The sequence below is a fragment of the Streptomyces sp. NPDC002994 genome, assembly GCF_040611155.1.
In the GTDB taxonomy this organism is placed as follows: Bacteria; Actinomycetota; Actinomycetes; order Streptomycetales; family Streptomycetaceae; genus Streptomyces.
This window is the reverse complement of record NZ_JBEXNQ010000003.1, coordinates 36,497-53,270: the sequence shown is the minus strand read 5'-3', so window position 1 is coordinate 53,270 and position 16,774 is coordinate 36,497. Positions and strand designations below refer to the sequence as shown.

Annotated in this window: 15 protein-coding genes; 10 read left to right on the top strand and 5 right to left on the bottom strand. The window is 71.6% G+C overall.

Features of this window, described 5'->3' with window-relative positions; genetic code table 11:
- Window positions 1-254: 254 nt before the first annotated feature.
- Window positions 255-1,343: an O-antigen ligase family protein gene (locus ABZX79_RS04075; protein WP_355251226.1), complete on the top strand. Its 1,089-nt coding sequence runs from the start codon at window positions 255-257 to the stop codon at window positions 1,341-1,343.
- Window positions 1,344-1,536: 193 nt separating this feature from the next.
- On the opposite strand, the gene ABZX79_RS04070 is transcribed toward ABZX79_RS04075, so the two are convergent.
- Window positions 1,537-2,094 carry a hypothetical protein gene (locus ABZX79_RS04070; RefSeq protein ID WP_355251223.1) on the bottom strand — a complete coding sequence of 186 codons (558 nt, stop codon included), beginning with the start codon at window positions 2,092-2,094 and terminating at the stop codon, window positions 1,537-1,539.
- 68 nt (window positions 2,095-2,162) lie between these two features.
- Window positions 2,163-2,948: an aspartate/glutamate racemase family protein gene (locus tag ABZX79_RS04065; RefSeq protein ID WP_355251220.1), complete on the bottom strand. Its 786-nt coding sequence runs from the start codon at window positions 2,946-2,948 to the stop codon at window positions 2,163-2,165.
- 58 nt (window positions 2,949-3,006) lie between these two features.
- On the opposite strand from ABZX79_RS04065, the gene ABZX79_RS04060 reads away from it, so the two are divergent.
- Window positions 3,007-4,200: a glycosyltransferase gene (locus tag ABZX79_RS04060; protein ID WP_355251217.1), complete on the top strand. Its 1,194-nt coding sequence runs from the start codon at window positions 3,007-3,009 to the stop codon at window positions 4,198-4,200.
- 16 nt (window positions 4,201-4,216) lie between these two features.
- On the opposite strand, the gene ABZX79_RS04055 is transcribed toward ABZX79_RS04060, so the two are convergent.
- Window positions 4,217-5,458, bottom strand: coding sequence for a TerD family protein (locus ABZX79_RS04055; protein ID WP_355251214.1), 1,242 nt, complete (start codon window positions 5,456-5,458; stop codon window positions 4,217-4,219).
- Between the two features lie 280 nt (window positions 5,459-5,738).
- On the opposite strand from ABZX79_RS04055, the gene ABZX79_RS04050 reads away from it, so the two are divergent.
- From ABZX79_RS04050 to ABZX79_RS04035, 4 genes are all read left to right on the top strand, one after another.
- Entirely contained in the window at window positions 5,739-6,206 is a 468-nt protein-coding gene (locus ABZX79_RS04050) for a DUF6643 family protein (protein WP_355251211.1), read from the top strand.
- 42 nt (window positions 6,207-6,248) lie between these two features.
- Entirely contained in the window at window positions 6,249-7,073 is an 825-nt protein-coding gene (locus tag ABZX79_RS04045; RefSeq protein ID WP_355251208.1) for an MOSC N-terminal beta barrel domain-containing protein, read from the top strand.
- A gap of 74 nt (window positions 7,074-7,147) precedes the next feature.
- Entirely contained in the window at window positions 7,148-7,753 is a 606-nt protein-coding gene (locus ABZX79_RS04040; RefSeq protein WP_355251205.1) for a hypothetical protein, read from the top strand.
- A 109-nt stretch (window positions 7,754-7,862) separates the two neighbouring features.
- Complete coding sequence (locus tag ABZX79_RS04035; RefSeq protein WP_355251202.1) at window positions 7,863-10,268, top strand: right-handed parallel beta-helix repeat-containing protein; 2,406 nt, start codon at window positions 7,863-7,865, stop codon at window positions 10,266-10,268.
- On the opposite strand, the gene ABZX79_RS04030 is transcribed toward ABZX79_RS04035, so the two are convergent.
- Window positions 10,238-12,604 carry a hypothetical protein gene (locus ABZX79_RS04030; RefSeq protein WP_355251198.1) on the bottom strand — a complete coding sequence of 789 codons (2,367 nt, stop codon included), beginning with the start codon at window positions 12,602-12,604 and terminating at the stop codon, window positions 10,238-10,240. The genes ABZX79_RS04035 and ABZX79_RS04030 overlap by 31 nt on opposite strands.
- 251 nt (window positions 12,605-12,855) lie before the next feature.
- Between ABZX79_RS04030 and ABZX79_RS04025 the strand changes: the two genes are divergently transcribed.
- Window positions 12,856-13,734: a DeoR/GlpR family DNA-binding transcription regulator gene (locus tag ABZX79_RS04025; RefSeq protein ID WP_355251195.1), complete on the top strand. Its 879-nt coding sequence runs from the start codon at window positions 12,856-12,858 to the stop codon at window positions 13,732-13,734.
- Window positions 13,735-13,796: 62 nt separating this feature from the next.
- Window positions 13,797-14,276 (top strand): SRPBCC family protein, encoded by a 480-nt coding sequence (locus ABZX79_RS04020; protein ID WP_355251192.1) that lies wholly within the window; start codon window positions 13,797-13,799, stop codon window positions 14,274-14,276.
- Window positions 14,277-14,293: 17 nt separating this feature from the next.
- Here the strand turns inward: ABZX79_RS04020 and ABZX79_RS04015 are convergent, their stop codons facing one another.
- Window positions 14,294-15,430, bottom strand: coding sequence for a PLP-dependent cysteine synthase family protein (locus tag ABZX79_RS04015; protein WP_355251189.1), 1,137 nt, complete (start codon window positions 15,428-15,430; stop codon window positions 14,294-14,296).
- A 273-nt stretch (window positions 15,431-15,703) separates the two neighbouring features.
- Between ABZX79_RS04015 and ABZX79_RS04010 the strand changes: the two genes are divergently transcribed.
- Both ABZX79_RS04010 and ABZX79_RS04005 read left to right on the top strand, forming a co-directional pair.
- Window positions 15,704-16,048, top strand: a complete 345-nt coding sequence (locus ABZX79_RS04010; RefSeq protein ID WP_355251186.1) for a hypothetical protein — start codon at window positions 15,704-15,706, stop codon at window positions 16,046-16,048.
- Between the two features lie 166 nt (window positions 16,049-16,214).
- Window positions 16,215-16,745: an ATP-binding protein gene (locus ABZX79_RS04005; protein WP_355251183.1), complete on the top strand. Its 531-nt coding sequence runs from the start codon at window positions 16,215-16,217 to the stop codon at window positions 16,743-16,745.
- Window positions 16,746-16,774 lie beyond the last annotated feature (29 nt).

The following is a 16,774-nucleotide window of genomic DNA, read 5'->3' as shown; positions in this document are numbered from 1 at the left end:
CTCTGTGGCAGTTTGGGTGGCGCTCACCCGGCGGAGTCTACGGTGGCCGGACAAGGCCCGGACAGCGCGGTCTCGGCCGGCGGGGGTCTCGGCCGGCGCGGTTCCCGAGAGCGCGGACCGGGAGCCGAAGCAACGTTCCTGCGCAATCTGTACACAAATCATTGCCCCTGCCATTACCGTGTGCGCCAGTCCCTGGCACCCGGCCCTTGCGGCCGTGGTGGGCGGGGCCCGTCTCAGGTCGGGGGGTCGACGGGATGGCCATACCGACGATACGGTCCGGCGCGCGCGAACGGGACACCCTCACGGACGCCGCCGGCGTCGTGATCCTCGGCGGGTGCGCCGTCTGGACGCTGGTCGCCTCTGCCGGACGGGAGGCCAGGCCCGAGGGCGTCCTGCTGGCCGTACTCGCCGTCGCCGGCGGCTATGCGTGCGGCCGTATCTGCGGCTCGCTGCTGCCGGTCGCCGCCGCCTCGGCCGCCGCCCTGGCCGCGCTCGCCCTCGCCGTCGCCCTGCGGCCGGACGGGGGCTTACCGGGGGGCTTACCGGGCGCGGCCGCCGTCGGCCAGAGTTCCGGGAGTACGGGCGCGACCGCCGGGCTGCTGGCGCTGGCCTCTGGCGCGGCCTGCTGTGCGGCGTGGGCGGCGCGGCCGTATCTGCTGCAGCTCGCGCTCCGGCTGCTGGCGCTCGGTGTCGCCGTGAGCGCGCTGGTGCTCGGTTCCGTCGCCGGATTCGCCGCGGCGCTCGGTGTGCTGCTGTGTTCGCTGGCGGCGGCACGGGTGCGCCGCAGGGCGGTGGGCTTGGCCGGTCTTGCCCTGGTGACGGGGCTCGTGGTGGGGGGTTCGTGGGCGGTGGCCGAGGACGCGCTGCCGCACGGTCTTACGGTCTCGCTGGAGGGGCAGCTGACGGTGAACCGCGTGCTGCTGTGGCGGGACGCGGTCGAGCTCGCCAAGGAGTACCCGACGCGGGGCACCGGCCCCGACCGGTTCGGCAGGCTCAGCCCCACCGCCAAACAGACGCTCGACTCCGACGGCAAACCCCACTCGGCCCCGTTGCAGCAGGCAGCCGAGCAGGGCGTTGCGGGGGTTGTTCTGCTGGGCGCCGCCTTCGGCTGGATTCTGTACGGGCTGTGGCGCTCGCCCGTCGCCACCCCGGTCGTCCTGACCGCCGCGGCGGCCCTCACCGCCATCGCCGCGCTGGCGGCCATCGGCACCGCGCTCAGTTTTACGGCGGTGACGGCGGGCTCGGGGATACTGGCGGGACTGGCCACCGCGCGACGGCTGCCGGACGACGGGGGTGGCGGTGCGGTCGCTTCCGGGGCAGGGGCACGGGCGCGCAGCCACTAGCTCGGGGGCCAACGCCCTTTCCCCACCTCGCCCCTTCCCGCTGGGACACTTTGCTGCTCCGCCGCGTGCGGGGCTCCGCCGCGGACCCCGGTCCTCAAAACGGGCTGGGTTTCGCCCGGCAGGGGCGAAGTCCCGGCGAAAAATTGAGCCCGTCCGGCGATTGAGGACACGGGGGCTGGGGCAGCCGCGTGGATCAGCTTTCGGCGGACCTGCCGGTCGCCGCCGCGTGCAGGCGGGCGCGGATGATCCGTACCGCCGTCTCCGCGTCGTCGACGGTCACCGTGAAGATCCGCCCGTCACCGAGGCGCAGGACGACTCCCTCGCCTCTGCGGACGATCACGGCCATCCCTTTCTCCGGGCGCCAGCGGTAGCCCCAGCCGCCCCACTGTCGTGGCGTGACTCTTGGTGCGAACTCCGCGCGCACCACGTGCGCGAGCAGGATGCGGCGGCGCGGCAGGCCCATGTGACCGCAGCGCACCTCGAAGGCGTCGCTGTCGACCTTGACCGCCACGTGTACGAAAGCCAGCGTCCCGAAGAGGATGAGCAGGCCTGCGGCCAGGCATCCCACGACCGACATCACCAGCGGGGCGAGGCCGGAAGTCCAGGTCGAGTCGACGGCCAGTTTGATACCGAGTGCGAGGCAGCCGCCGCCGACGGCCGCGAGCAGCCACTGTGCGCGGTTGGTCGCGCGTCCGGTCCAGATCACGGGAAGGGGCTCCGTGGTACGCCCCCCGTGGGGGTGGTCCCTCATGCGTAGCAGCGTACTCACGTTCCGCGTTCGCGGCAGCGCCGAGTCGGGCCTCTGCCAGCCCCGCCGTGTCAGCTCGCGGCGTCGACCGTGTCGAGCAGGCGGCCCTCGGCGTACGCGAGCGCGGCGCCGGGCAGCGCGGAGTCCTGACCGCCGAGCAGCACGGTGAGGCAGCCGCCGGGTGTGGCCGCGGGGGCGGGCGCAGCGCCGATGCGGCGCAGTGCCTGGGCGGCCACGGCGTCGGCGGAACCGTGGAGTACCACAGGCGGCAGTCCGTGCGGCTGAACGGCGGCGCGGATGCGCTCGGCGACCAGTTCGTAATGGGTGCAGCCCAGGACGACGGCCCTTACATCGCGCGGAGTAAGGGCGGCGGCCGCGGCGATGGCCCGGTCGATGCCCTCCTCGTCGGCCCACTGCAGGGCGTCGGCGAGACCGGGGCAGGGCACTTCGGTGACGGCGGCGCCGTCGGCGAAGTCACGGATGAGGTCGCGCTGGTACGGGCTGCCCGTGGTGGCGGGCGTGGCCCAGATGGCGACGGACCCGCCGCCGGCGGCGGCCGGCTTGATCGCGGGCACGGTACCGATGACCGGGATGCCCGGCTCGAGCGCCGCGCGGAGCGCGGGCAGGGCGTGCACGGAAGCGGTGTTGCAGGCCACGATCAGCGCGTCGGGCCGGTGCGCGGCGGCGGCCCGTGCCACGGCGAGCGCGTGCTCGGCGATATCGGCAGGCGTACGCGGTCCCCAGGGCATGCTGTCGGGGTCGGAGGAGAGGACCAGATCGGCGTCGGGCCGCAGCCGGCGTACGGCGGCGGCCGTCGGCAGCAGGCCGATTCCGGAGTCCATGAGCGCGATCTTCACCCGGTCACCATAGTCGACCGCCCTCGCGCGGCCCCCGGGGTGGGGCAGACTGCGACGGATGAGCGCCATTGCGTGGATTGCCGTGGGATCGCTGGCCGCGTGGGTGTGGCTGCTGCTGGGCCAGGGGTTCTTCTGGCGTACGGACCAGCGCTTGCCGCGCCGCGAGGAGCCGGACGTATGGCCGGATGTCGCCGTGGTCGTCCCGGCGCGCGACGAGGCGGAGGTGCTTCCCCTGAGCCTGCCGTCGCTCCTCGCACAGGACTATCCGGGCCGCGCGGAGATCATTCTGGTCGACGACGGCAGCGAGGACGGTACGGGCGCACTGGCGCGGGAGCTGGCCGGCCTGCACGGCGGGCTCCCGCTGACCGTGGTGTCCCCCGGCGAACCGGAGCCGGGCTGGACCGGGAAACTCTGGGCCCTGCGGCACGGCATCGCGCAAGCCCGCGCGCGCGGGCATGCACACGAGCGACGCGAACCCGAGTTCCTGCTCCTCACCGACGCCGACATCGCGCACGCTCCCGGCAGTCTGCGCGAACTGGTGGCCGCGGCCCGTACCAACGGACTCGACCTCGTCTCCCAGATGGCGCGGTTGCGCGTCGTCACCGCATGGGAGCGACTCGTCGTTCCCGCGTTCGTGTACTTCTTCGCGCAGCTCTATCCGTTCCGGTGGGTCAACAAGGCGGGGGCACGGACCGCGGCGGCCGCGGGTGGCTGTGTGCTGCTGCGGACTGAGGCAGCGGCACGCGCGCGCGTGCCCGATTCGATCCGGCAGGCGGTGATCGACGACGTGTCACTGGCCGGAGCGGTGCAGCGCAGTGGGGGCAGGATCTGGCTGGGGCTCGCCGAGCGAGTGGACAGCGTGCGCCCGTATCCGCGGCTCGGCGATCTGTGGCGGATGGTCTCGCGCAGCGCGTACGCACAACTGATGCACAGTCCGTTGCTGCTCGCGGGAACGGTCGCGGGGCTCGCGCTGGTGTATCTCGCGCCCCCGCTCACTCTCTGCGCCGGTGTGCTGTCGGTTGACGGTGTGGCGGCGTGGTCGGGCGGCCTGGCTTGGGCGGTAATGACCGCTACGTACCTTCCCGTACTGCGCTACTACCGGCAGCCGCTGTGGCTCGCGTTGCTGCTGCCGTTCACGGCTGTCCTCTATCTACTGATGACCGTCGATTCCGCCGTGCAGCATTACCGGGGGCGCGGCGCGGCCTGGAAGGGGCGTACGTACGCCCGCCCTGAAGCCGCGCCGGAACGCTGAGCCGGCCACCGGACGGTCACTTCCTGCCGGGGGACCAGTTCATGCCCCACCCGTAGGCGTGGTCGATGGTCCGCTGCGGGCTGACACCGCGCTCCGGTACGAGATAGCGCGCTTCGCGCCGCACGGTCAGATCGCCGCCCTCGTTGGTGATGAGGGCGAGCGCGGCGACGGTGGAGGGCACGGTGCACTCGTCGAGCGAGAAGTCGATGGGGGCACCGTTCTGAGGCGTGAGCGTGACCGTGGCGTGCAGGTCGGCGAAGGAACGGGCCCCTTCGTAGACAGCCACGAAGATGACGACGCGGCGGAGCTTGTCCTTGTGGTCGAGGTTGATGGTCAGGTTCTCGCCGGTGCTCACGGATCCGGTGCGGTCGTCACCGTCGAGATGGATGTACGGCGGCTGCTGCAGCGAACCGAAGGCGTTGCCGAGCGCCTGGACGACGCCCTTGCGGCCGTCGGTGAGTTCGTAGAGGGCGCACAGGTCGAGGTCGAGGTCACCGTGCATGGCGACGGCCCTGCCGAGCTTGGCACCCCAGCCCTTGAACTGTTTGCGCATCTCCCAGTTGAGGTTCACGCGCATCATGCCCGAGGTGCCGCCCTGCTTGGTGAGCGAGACGGCCGGGGCTTCCTTCGTGAGCGTGATCTTCGTGAGGCGTACGGGAGCCGCAGGAGCGGCGGGTGCGGGGGCCGGAGCCGCCACCGGTGGCGCGGCTGCCGGGGCTGACGTCTGCTGCTGGGGCTCGTCGACGCTGATGCCGAAGTCCCTGGCGAGCCCCTCGAGCCCGCTGTCGTAGCCCTGGCCCACGGCGCGGAACTTCCACGCACCCTGTCGGCGGTAGAGCTCACCGAGGACGAAGGCCGTTTCGACGCTCGCGTCCTGGCTGTCGAAGCGCGCGATCTCGGTGCCGTCAGCGGCGTCCAGCACCCGTACGTAAAGACCCGGCACCCGCCCGAAGTTGCCGCCGTCCACCGAGGCCGCCAGGACCACTGTCTCCACGGCGGCCTCCACCTGTGCGAGGTCGACGGAAAGCGTGTCCGTCACCCCGTCTTCGGAGGGCGTCTTCCCGTCGTGCCGTACCGCGCCCGACGCGTGCGCGGGCTGGTTGTAAAAGACGAAGTCCGCGTCCGAACGGACCTTTCCCGACACCAGCAGTAGGGCGGAAGCGTCGACGTCCGGTACACCGGGACCTGAACGCCATCCCAATTCGACGCGCACGGCCTGCGCCGGCACCGGCACATTGGTTCCTTTAAGCATGGACATGATCGCCCCCATCGCGAGTGCGGGTCTCTGGAGATTTCTGTACGGCCAACCTATTCCCCCGCCTTCCACAGGCCCGCCACGACGGATCCGCCGGGCTCAAGATCACCCGGCGACCTCGGGTAACCCATGGCCAGCGAGCCTCTTACATGATCCCAACCCCGCACGGCGACCGTTTTTCCCAAGTTCGCTCGGATTAGGGATCCGCCGTCACTCGCAACTCGTAAAACAACCCTCTTATCGGGCTCCCCAACCAGAACATCTTCCGCTTAACTTAGGTGCCATGACCTCCCCCCGCGCCACCTACGGCGGCGGTTACTACTCCGCCCCGTCCTTCCCGGACACTCCGATCTACGACTCCCTCGTCGCAGAACGGGGCACGCCCCAGATCGCTCCTATCCGGGTGCCCGCCGCGTACGACACCGGAAACAGCTATCTGCCGGCTCTCCCGGCGGCGCTTCCCGCGCTTCCTCCGGCGCCTTCCTACTACGCCCCCGCCCCTTCGTACGGTTACCCGCAGCAGGCCGCGCCCCAGCCGGCGCCGCTCCAGCACGCTCCGGCGCCGTACATCCCGCAGCAGGCCGCGGGCCCGCGCGGCTACCCGGGTCCGCAGCAGTACCAACAGCAGCAGCCCCGCCAGGCGGCCGCCACCGGGTACGAGGCCATGCGCCCCGCGGCTCCCCGTCCGGTGCCCGCCGCCACGCCGTACGACGATCCGTACAACCACCAGTACCAGGGCCGGGGGTACTGACCGGCAGCACGGCTGTCCGACCCGGCTGGCAGGATTGGCCGCATGCCGAATCCACTTCTCCATGCGGTCCACGTCTATCCGGTCAAGTCGGCGGCAGGGTGCGCGCCGGGTGAAGTGAAGATCGAGCCGTGGGGGCCGGCCGGGGACCGCAGATGGATGCTGGTCGACCCGGTCGGCAAGGTGGTCACCCAGCGCCCGCAGCCGAGCCTGGCGCTGACGCGTGCCGACCCTCTGCCGGGCGGCGGGATACGGCTGTCCGCGCCCGGACGCGAGTCGCTGAGCGTCGCCGTGCCCGAGTCCGCGGGAACCACGGATGTTCAGCTCTGGAAGGACAAGGTGGAGGCGGTCGAGGCGGACGCGGGGGCGCACGCCTGGTTCAGCGAATATCTGGGCACCGAGGTGCGTCTGGTCCATCTCGACGACCCGGCCCGCCGCCGTCCCATCGATCCCGATTACGCCGAGCCCGGCGAGACCGTGAGCTTCGCCGACGGCTATCCCCTGCTGGTCACCACGCTCTCCTCGCTCGACGCCCTCAACTCGCTCATCGCGCAGGGCGACCACGCCGACGAGAGTCCGCTCCCGATGAACCGCTTCCGGCCGAACGCGGTCCTGGACGGCACCGCTCCCTGGGCGGAGGACGACTGGAAGCGGATCGCGATAGGCGGCGTCACCTTCCGGGTCGCCAAGCCCTGCGGCCGTTGTGTCGTCACCACCACGAACCAGCGGACGGCGCAGCGCGGCAAGGAGCCGTTGCGTACGCTCGCCAGGCACCGGCGCTCGGGCGACCAGCTGCTCTTCGGACAGAATCTCGTGCCGGAAGGCACCGGAACCATCCGTGTAGGTGATCCGGTGAAAATCCTCGAATAGGACGCCGTGACCGTGGGAACTCGCCGAGGCATCGGACGCGTTCACGAAACGGACGCGGAAGGGGGTGCGGGAGGGTGCGGACGGCAGTCGCAGTGTGGCGCCGGCGGCACAGCCCCTTGTGCCGTACCACCGATCTCGTCGAGGCGTGGGTGACCTTCGCCGCCGTACTGCTGATCGCTCTCGCCGCCCCGGCCGTGGGGTGGCTCTGCGGCACGCTCACCCGGGCGGCACTGCAAGAGTCGGTGCGCGTCCAGCACGAGCAGCGCCACCCGACGACAGCGGTCGTCGTCCGGGCCGCGCCGGAGCGGGCCGTGATTCCCGACCCCGAGATGGCGTCGGAGCGGGCGACGCGCACCCAGGTCGTGGCCAAGTGGACGGCTTACGACGGCACTCGGCACACCGGGACGGTGACGACCACCCGGCGGACCGGGCGCCCGGGCGACCGCTTCCAGGTCTGGACGAACGAACAGGGCCAGGTCGTCGGCCGCCCCATGGACAACACCACGGCGTCCACCCACGCGGCCATCGCCGGCCTCGGCGCGGCCGCGGCGACGGTCGCGCTCTTCGAGGGCGCCAGGCGCCTGGTCGTATGGCGGCTCATGCTGCGTCGGTACGCCCGTCTCGACCAGGCCTGGGCCAAGGCCGGTCCCGACTGGGGACGTACGGGCGCGGGCAGCTGAGACAGTCTCCCCGGCGCGGCTGACCGGTCAACTCCGCTCCCCCGCGCGCGCTACGGTGGAGCGGCCAGATCGTCAGCACGTCAGTACAAGGTGGGGGCACAGCAACGCCATGGCACAGGGCACGGTCCAGGTGACGCACACCGGCACATCGCGGTGGCGGCGCCGCACAGGTGAATACGCGTCCCTCGCCGCAGCCCTGGAGGCCGCCGGGGACGGTGACGTGCTCACCGTCGCCCCCGGTACGTACCGGGAGAATCTCGTCGTCGAACGGGCCGTGACCCTGCGCGGGCCCGAGGGGACGGTCGGGTCGGTCCGGATCGCCCCCGTGGACGGTGTGGCGCTCACCGTGCGTGCCTCCGCCGTGGTCCAGGACCTCTACATCGAGGGGCAGGACACGGCCTCCCCCGCCCTGCTCGTCGAGGACGGGACCCCGGAGCTCGTCGATCTGCGCATCGTGACGCGTTCCGCCGTCGGCATCGAGGTGCGCGGCGGTGCCCGGCCCACCGTGCGCCGCTGCACCGTCGACAACCCGGCTGGCGTCGGCATCGGCGTACTGGAGGGTGCGGGCGGGCTGTTCGAGGAGTGCGAGGTGGTCGCGGCCGGCCAGTCCGGTGTGTCGGTGCGGGGCGGCGCGCACCCGCGTCTGGAGCGCTGCCGTATCCACCACACGTCGGGGGCGGGCCTGTCCGTGAACGGCGAGGGCAGCGGCCTGGAGGCCATCGGATGCGAGGTGTACGAGGTCAAGGGCTCCGGCGTGCAGGTCGCCGCCCGCGCCTCGGCCCATCTCACCGACTGCACGGTGCACCGCACTTCGGCCGACGGTGTCACCCTCGACACCGACGCCGTACTGACGCTCTCCGACTGCGACATCCACGACATCCCGGAGAACGCGATCGACCTGCGCTCGCGCGCGGTGCTCACGCTCACGCGTTCCTCGGTGCGCCGTTTCGGCCGTAACGGGCTGTCCGTGTGGGACCCCGGTACGCGCGTGGACGCCAACCAGTGCGAGATCCACGACAGTACGGGCGACTATCCGGCCGTCTGGATCAGCGACGGCGCGACGGCCGTTCTGGAGGGCTGCCGGGTGCACGACGTTCCCGACGCGCTCTTCGTGCTCGACCGGGGCTCGCGCGTCGATGTCATAGACAGTGACCTGTCCCAGGTGCGCAACACGGCGGTGTCGGTGAGCGACGGCGCGACCGCGCAGCTCGACGACTGCCGGATCCGCGAGGCGTCGACCGGTGCGTGGTTCCGTGACCACGGCAGCGGCGGAACGCTCTCCGGCTGCACCATCGACGGGGCGCAGACCGGTGTCATCGTCACCAAGGGCGCAGACCCGCGCATAGAGCGCTGTACGGTCACGTCGCCCGCCGAGGCGGGCTTCTACGTTTCGGCGGAGGGCCGCGGCACGTTCCACGGCTGCCGGGTGACGGGCAGCAGTGGTTACGGCTTCCATGTGATCGACGGCTGCCGTACGACGCTGACCCGTTGCCGTACGGAGCGCTGCGCGCGCGGGGGTTACGAGTTCGCCGAGGACGGCCCGGTCGTCGAGGACTGCACGAGCGACGAGAGCGGCGTACGCGCGTCGGTCCCGGAAGCCCCCGCCGTGCTGACCGCGACGCAGACCACCGGGCTGCTCGGCGCGGTCCCCGGACAGCGCGCCACAGAGCCCGTGACGGCCCCTGTGCCGGACGCGGAGCCGGTCCGTACGCCGAAGGCCGTGCTCGGTGAACTGGACGCCCTGGTGGGCCTGGAGAGCGTCAAGCGTGAGGTGCGCGCTCTCACCGACATGATCGAGATCGGCCGTCGCCGCCAGGAGGCCGGCCTGAAGGCCGCCTCGGCCCGACGTCATCTGGTCTTCACCGGATCCCCCGGCACGGGCAAGACCACGGTCGCGCGGCTGTACGGCGAGATCCTGGCCTCGCTGGCGGTGCTGGAGCGCGGTCATCTCGTCGAGGTGTCCCGGGTGGATCTGGTCGGCGAGCACATCGGCTCGACCGCCATCCGTACCCAGGAGGCGTTCGACCGGGCGCGCGGCGGTGTGCTGTTCATCGACGAGGCGTACGCACTGTCCCCCGAGGACTCGGGGCGCGACTTCGGCCGGGAGGCCATCGACACGCTGGTGAAGCTGATGGAGGACCACCGGGAGGCGGTGGTCGTCATCGTCGCCGGGTACACGGCGGAGATGAAGCGCTTCCTGAACGTCAACCCGGGCGTGGCCTCGCGCTTCTCGCGCACGATCACTTTCTCCGACTACGAGCCGGAGGAGCTGCTGCGGATCGTCGAGCAGCAGGCCGAGGAGCACGAGTACCGGCTGGCTGCGGGAACGTCCGAAGCGCTGGTGAAGTACTTCACGGTGCTGCCGAAGGGACCCGCGTTCGGCAACGGCCGTACCGCGCGGCAGACCTTCGAGTCGATGGTGGAGCGCCACGCCGGCCGGGTCGCCCAGCTCACCGAGATGAACACGGACGACCTGACTCTCCTCTACCCCGAGGACCTGCCAGAACTTCCCTGACCGAGCTGGGCGTCGGGGCGCTGCCGGGGCACCGCGCACGGCGGCAGCCGGTCGAGCAGTGCGGTCCTTTCCAGGTCGAACGCGGGATCAGCCTGATACTCGGAATGACCGAGCACGGGAGCGGGCAACGGCTGTTCCCTGGTACGTCCGTAAGCGAGCGGGTCCTTGAGCGCCGCGCGGTCCACATCGGGCCCCTGGCCGCCCTTCACACGCACCGGCCCGCCGATGGGGTCGGTACGGCGCCACAGGTTCCGCCAGCAGTGCAGCTCGTTGCTCAGGGCTTCGAGACAGGACGTACCGAAGAACGCCGGGAACCAGCGCCCGTACAGCCGCTCAAGGGGTGATCCGTACGTGAGCAGAGCGACCCGGCGTCTGGTGCGCGGCGGCAGCTGCCAGACGGCGGCCGCCGACAGCACACTGCCCTGCGAGTGGCCGGAGATGACGAGCCGTCCGCCCGTACGGTCGGTCCAGCTGGCCATCCGCCACGTCAGGTCGGGAACGGCGCGTTCGGCGTAGCAGGGCGGCGCGAAGGGATGCGCGGCGCGCGGCCAGAAGGTGCCGACGTCCCAGAGGATGCCGATGGTGCGGCGGGCGGCCGGGTCGCGGTAGGCGCGGCGGCCCCAGGTGACGAAGAGTATGAAGCCGACGCCGATCAGCCACGAGCCGAGTGCCTGCGCGGCCTGCGCCGCCGACGCGACGAAGTCGGGGGTGCCGGCCGCGGCCCGGCCCGGCACCTTCCCCGTCGCCCAGGCACCGAGGAGCGCGCCGGCGCCCAGCAGCAGGGTGGCGCCCGAGGTGACGCCGAGGATCGCCGGTGCCCGGTCGGTGAGCGCGGCCATGGCGCGGATACGGGCGATGCGGCGGGTGCGTACGGTGTCGGGCTCGGCGTCCGGGTACTCCGCCTCGATGTCGTCGGCCATCGCCCGCCGGCCACGCCAGGTGCGTACGGCGAAGAACGCGCCCACCGCCAGCAGGACCACCAGCAGGGGCGGGATGGCGGACGCCTGCCAGGTCAGCAGCACCGGGGGCCCGTCGATGCTGCCGCCCGGCTCCCCCGGGGTGCCCGCTCCGTCGAGCCAGTCGGCGACGCGCTGGGCGACGCCGCCGGTCATGACGCCGCCGAGCGCGCAGGCGAGCATGGCGGTGGCGGGACCGCCGAGCCCGCGCATCGCCGTACGGGCGTCGGGAGCCCGCCGGTACATGGCCAGCGCCACGGCGGCGAGCGCGACGATCAGGCCGCCCTGGGTGAGGGCGATGATCCCGAAGGTACGGTCGCCGGGGAGCCGGCCCGTGGAGATCCACTCGGGGCGGGACCAGGCGGCGTACAGCACCGTCAGGGCCAGCAGGGCGAGCGCGGAGCCGGGCAGCACGGTGACGACCGCACGGTCGAGCTTCACGTCGAGGCGGCTTTCGCAGCGCCCCCTGCGGCACACCACCCAGACCACCACGGCGGCCCCGGCGAGCAGAGCGAGTTCGAGCAGCCAGCCGGTCGCTTCGAGGAACGGGCCCGAGGCGCGGCGGTCGTAGCGGGCGCCCGCTCCGGCGAGCGCGGCGGCGACGGTGAGGAAGCCGGCGGCGGTGTGGGCGGCCCGCAGCCGGGCGACGAGGCGGCGGCCGTACCAGAAGCCGGGCATCCCGAGGGCGGGGCGGGCGGTCGGCTCGTCGGGGTCCGGCTCGGCGCCGGCGGGCAGGGGGCGCTGGGACTCGTACGCGCTCCAGGTGCGGTTGGACAGGTACCAGAGCAGGCCGGTCAGCGCGGCGGGCACGAGGGCGGCCACGGCGAGGCGCCGGCCCGGCTGGGACCACCAGCCGCCGCGGTCGGTGGACAGGAACCCGAGCCACGACTTGTCGCCGGAGCAGCGGGACGAGCCCGCGCACTGCCAGGCGGCGAGATCGAGCGCGACCTCGCAGGCGGCGGCGATCAGCAGCACGGTGAGGCTGAGTGCGAGGAGCCGCACCAGCACGCCGTACACGCGCACGGTCCGGGTGAGGCCGCGGGTGGTGGGCTGCATCCAGTGGGCGAGGTTGGCGACCATGAAGGGCAGCAGGAGCAGCCACAGGGCGCGGGCGCCGTTGCCGGAGGTCAGGTTGCACCAGACGTACGCCTCGGGGACCGGCCGGTCGCGGGAGTCGTCGCCCGGCCGGTCCGGGCGGAGCTCCGCTTCGGCGTCTTCGGTACGTCGGTACACGGCGGCGGTCTCGTCGCCGGTGACCCGGACCGTACGCGGATCGCCGAGCATCTCCTGGGGGGTGGTGCCGCCGACACCGTGGACCAGAAGTTCGAGCGCGGCTCCGCCGTCGTCGTCGTCGCCGCCGGGCGGTGTGACAGGGGGCACTTCTGTGGCTCGCTCTCGTGGTGGGAGGATCAGCAGGATCGTCGTCCGCGCACGGCGCGGCCGCTCAAGGATCCCGGATCTTGGGCAGCCGTGGCACGGCTCTTGCCGAACCTCCTGATGGAATCTCACGGAATCTCCCCGGGGGACGGCTGTCGGGCACCCGTGCGAGGATGAGCAATCCCCATGTATCACAGCATCACAGCGTCACAGCGTCACAGCCTGTACCACGGAACGAAGGGACCGGACCGCCCGTGACCGAGAGTCAGAACCTGCTCGCGGAGCAGCGTCGTGCCTTGATCCTCGATGAGGTCAGGCGGCGCGGTGGTGTCCGGGTCCAAGAGCTGACCAGGAAGCTCAATGTCTCCGACATGACGGTCCGCAGGGACCTGGACGCGCTGGCGCGGCAGGGTGTCGTGGAAAAAGTGCACGGCGGCGCTGTGCCGGTGGTCGAGGCGAGTACGCACGAGCCGGGCTTCGAGGCGAAGTCGGCCCTGGAGCTGAGCGCCAAGGAGGACATCGCGCGGGCGGCCGCGGCGATGGCGGTGCCCGGCAGTGCGATCGCGCTGTCCGGCGGTACGACGACGTACGCGCTGGCCCAGCATCTGCTGGAGGTGCCGGATCTGACGGTGGTGACCAACTCGGTGCGGGTGGCCGATGTGTTCCACAGTGCGCAGCGCGCGGGCGGTGGAAAGGGACCGCGCCCGGGAACGGCCACAGTGGTGCTCACCGGAGGCGTACGGACACCGTCCGATTCACTGGTCGGTCCGGTCGCCGACCAGGCGATCCGCTCGCTCCACTTCGACGTGCTGTTCCTCGGTGTGCACGGGATCTCGGTCGAGGCGGGGCTCTCGACGCCGAACCTGGCGGAGGCGGAGACGAACCGGCGGCTGGTGCGGTCCGCGCGGCGGGTGGTCGTGGTCGCGGATCACACGAAGTGGGGCACGGTGGGCCTGAGTTCCTTCGCGACGCTCGAAGAGGTCGACACCCTGGTGACGGACCGCGGGCTGTCCGCCGAGGCCCGTGAGGAGATGGCCGAGCATCTGCCGGGACTGGTGGTCGCGGGCGAGTCCCGGGACGAGGCCGCCCAGGACGAGGGCCAGGCCCAGGGCACCGGCTCCGCAGACATCTGACGGTACGCCAGCTACCGTGTGCGGGCCTGATCCATCACCGAACCGCTGGGGGTACAGGTCCCATGGCACGCCGACTCCGCCCCGTGGAACTCGACTTCGTCGAGACCGCTCCGACGCGCCTGGTCTTCGCGGCCGAGGTCTCCGCGCCGCCCGAAGCCGTCTACCGGGCACTCGCCGAGGACCTGAGCGGCTGGCCCGCCTGGTTCGGTGCGGTGACGATGTGCCGGCCCACGGCGGGCGGCGCCGGGCGCGAGGTACGCCTGAAGGGCGGCACCCGCTTCCAGGAGACGATCCTGGCGGCGGAGCCCGGCGAGCGGTACGCGTACCGGGTCGACGTAACAAACGCGCCGGGCATGCGGGCCCTTCTGGAAGAGTGGCGGCTCGCACCGGCGGGTTCTGGCACGCGGGTGCGGTGGACGTTCGCGGCGGCGGGGCCGGCGCCGCTCAGGCTGGCGCTGCGCCTGGCGCGGCCGGGCCTGGGGCGGGCCTTCCGCGACGCCGTGCGCAGCCTCGACCGGCGGCTGGCGTCCACGGCCGCATAAGCCTCAGGCGTCGGCACTCAGCAGGGCCATTCGCCGGTCGCCAGGAACTGGTCGATCTCAGCGCTGTACGGGGCGATGTCCAGGCCCTGTTCGGCGAGCCAGGCGTCCGAGTAGTACTTGTCGAGATAGCGGTCGCCCGGGTCGCAGAGCAGCGTGACGACGCTGCCCTTCTGCCCGTCGGCGATCATCCCCGCGATGATCTTCAGAGCGCTCCACAGGCCTGTTCCGGTGGAGCCGCCCGCCTTGCGGCCAATGGCTCCGTCCAGCGCCCGCACGGCCGCCACGCTCGCCGCGTCCGGCACCTTCATCATCCGGTCGACGGCGCCGGGCACGAAGCTCGGCTCCATGCGGGGCCTGCCGATGCCCTCGATGCGCGAACCACAGTCGCTCGTGGCGCCCGCGTCGCCCCGGGTCCAGCCGTCAAAGAAACAGGAGTTCTCCGGGTCGGGTACGCAGATGCGCGTGTCGTGCTGCATGTAATGGACGTAGCGCGCGATGGTCGCGGAGGTGCCGCCCGTCCCGGCGGTGGCGACGATCCAGGCCGGTTCCGGGTACCGCTCCAGCCGCAGCTGCTGGTAGACGGATTCGGCGATGTTGTTGTTGCCGCGCCAGTCGGTGGCGCGTTCCGCATAGGTGAACTGGTCCATGTAGTGACCGCCGGTCCTGGCCGCGAGGGCGGCCGACTCCTCGTACATCTTCCGCGAGTCGTCGACGAAGTGGCACTGCCCGCCGTGGAATTGGATCAGCCGGATCTTCTCGGGGCTGGTGGTGCGCGGCATCACCGCGATGAAGGGCACGCCGATCAGCTTCGCGAAGTACGCCTCCGAGACGGCGGTCGAGCCGCTGGACGCCTCAATGACGGGCTTTCCGGGTCTGATCCAGCCGTTGCACAGGCCGTAGAGGAAGAGCGAGCGCGCGAGCCGGTGTTTGAGGCTGCCGGTCGGGTGGGTGGACTCGTCCTTGAGGTACAGGTCGATCTCCCACTCCTCGGGGAGCGGGAAGCGCAGCAGGTGCGTGTCCGCGGAGCGGTTGGCGTCCGCCTGGACCTTGCGGACGGCTTCCTTCAGCCACGCCCGGTATTCCGGATCGCTGCGGTCCACGTCGATCGTCGCCATGGCGTTGCTGCCGGTACGTGGCTGGTCAGTGGTGCTCATGCGGGCCACTCCTCGTCGTAGCGCCCCCGGGGCAGCTGGTGCTGCCCGGAAAGTCCGGTCCCCAGATGCCACTCTAAGCCTCTCACCTGCACAAACGTTGACTTTGGGCATCCATAGGGATCGCTTGTGGGGCCAGTTGGTACGGATGCGGGCACGGTCGGCGCCTCGTCACCCGATCGTCGAGGGGCTCTGGTGCGCGGGCCCGGCCTTGTGCAGACTGCCCACGTGGACACCCGCGCGAAGTGGACACGAGCGCGAAGGGGGCGAAGTGGAATGGCGGAGCCCGAGTTCAGCGCTACGGGCGTACGGATAGGGCGTTGGCCCCGCTCACTGACCAAGGCCGGCCAGGTGCTGGTCCAGGACGGCAGGCTGGTCCTGCTGACGAGCAACGGGCGGGAGATCGACAGTGCGCCGCTGGGTTCGGTGACCGCGGGGAAGCCGTGGTTCGCCGGGGACGACAGCACGGTGGCGACGGTCAACGGCACCCGGTACAGGCTCACCATGGGGCAGCGCGGGGCCGCCAAGGACGGTGAGGAACTGGCCGGGCGGTTCCTGGAGGCGGTCCGCGCCGCACAGGACGCGTACGGCCTTCGGGACGTACAGGACTCGCGGGACTGATGAGATGCGAGTTGCGGAGCCGTACGGCCTGGGTGACCCTTGTCTCACATCACTCAGGGTGCAACGGCGGTGACGCTGCGAACCAGCCCCGCCGGACCAAACAGCAGACAGCCACTGCTGGATCCGTTCTTCGTCTTCTTCCGGACCTATTCGGGGAGTCGCAGCCGTGATCAGCGAGCCAAGCAGGCACTGCACGGTGGAGCTCCAGGCCCTGCCGTCGCGGATCGGTCAGGTCCGCAGAATCATCTCGGCGCAATTGCGCTACTGGCATATGGATCCCTTGATAGACCCGGCGGCGCTCGGCGTCACCGAATTGCTGACCAACGTCCACCGGCACGCAGAGCCGGACAAGATGTGCACCGTGGAGATCGAGCTGCTGCTCGACCGCCTGACGGTGTCCGTCCACGACCACGATCCGCGTCTGCCCACGGTCCGTGAGGCCGGCGCGTCCGAGACGAGCGGGCGCGGTCTCGCTCTCATCGAGGCGGTCAGCGAAAGCTGGGGTGTACGCCCGCAGGGCGACGCCGGGAAGGTCGTGTGGTTCACGCTGCCCACGCCGGCTCCCGCCGCGGCTTTGCCGCCGTGCCCCGTGTACGGGGCCACGACTGACGGACCGTTCACGCACGCCGGGACCGGTCACGAAGTCGTCCCGGCCACGCACGCGCCGGCCGCCGTCCGGTCCGCCGTAGTGGGGTGACCGGTACGGCGGCTTCCGCCGGCAGGGGC

Bases quoted from the DNA above. Each gene is read 5' to 3' on its own strand.
- ABZX79_RS04075 (WP_355251226.1), top strand. From the start codon at position 255: ATGGCCATACCGACGATACGGTCCGGCGCGCGCGAACGGGACACCCTC.
- ABZX79_RS04070 (WP_355251223.1), bottom strand. From the start codon at position 2,094: ATGAGGGACCACCCCCACGGGGGGCGTACCACGGAGCCCCTTCCCGTG.
- ABZX79_RS04060 (WP_355251217.1), top strand. From the start codon at position 3,007: ATGAGCGCCATTGCGTGGATTGCCGTGGGATCGCTGGCCGCGTGGGTG.
- ABZX79_RS04055 (WP_355251214.1), bottom strand. From the start codon at position 5,458: ATGTCCATGCTTAAAGGAACCAATGTGCCGGTGCCGGCGCAGGCCGTG.
- ABZX79_RS04050 (WP_355251211.1), top strand. From the start codon at position 5,739: ATGACCTCCCCCCGCGCCACCTACGGCGGCGGTTACTACTCCGCCCCG.
- ABZX79_RS04045 (WP_355251208.1), top strand. From the start codon at position 6,249: ATGCCGAATCCACTTCTCCATGCGGTCCACGTCTATCCGGTCAAGTCG.
- ABZX79_RS04035 (WP_355251202.1), top strand. From the start codon at position 7,863: ATGGCACAGGGCACGGTCCAGGTGACGCACACCGGCACATCGCGGTGG.
- ABZX79_RS04020 (WP_355251192.1), top strand. From the start codon at position 13,797: ATGGCACGCCGACTCCGCCCCGTGGAACTCGACTTCGTCGAGACCGCT.
- ABZX79_RS04015 (WP_355251189.1), bottom strand. From the start codon at position 15,430: ATGAGCACCACTGACCAGCCACGTACCGGCAGCAACGCCATGGCGACG.
- ABZX79_RS04010 (WP_355251186.1), top strand. From the start codon at position 15,704: ATGGCGGAGCCCGAGTTCAGCGCTACGGGCGTACGGATAGGGCGTTGG.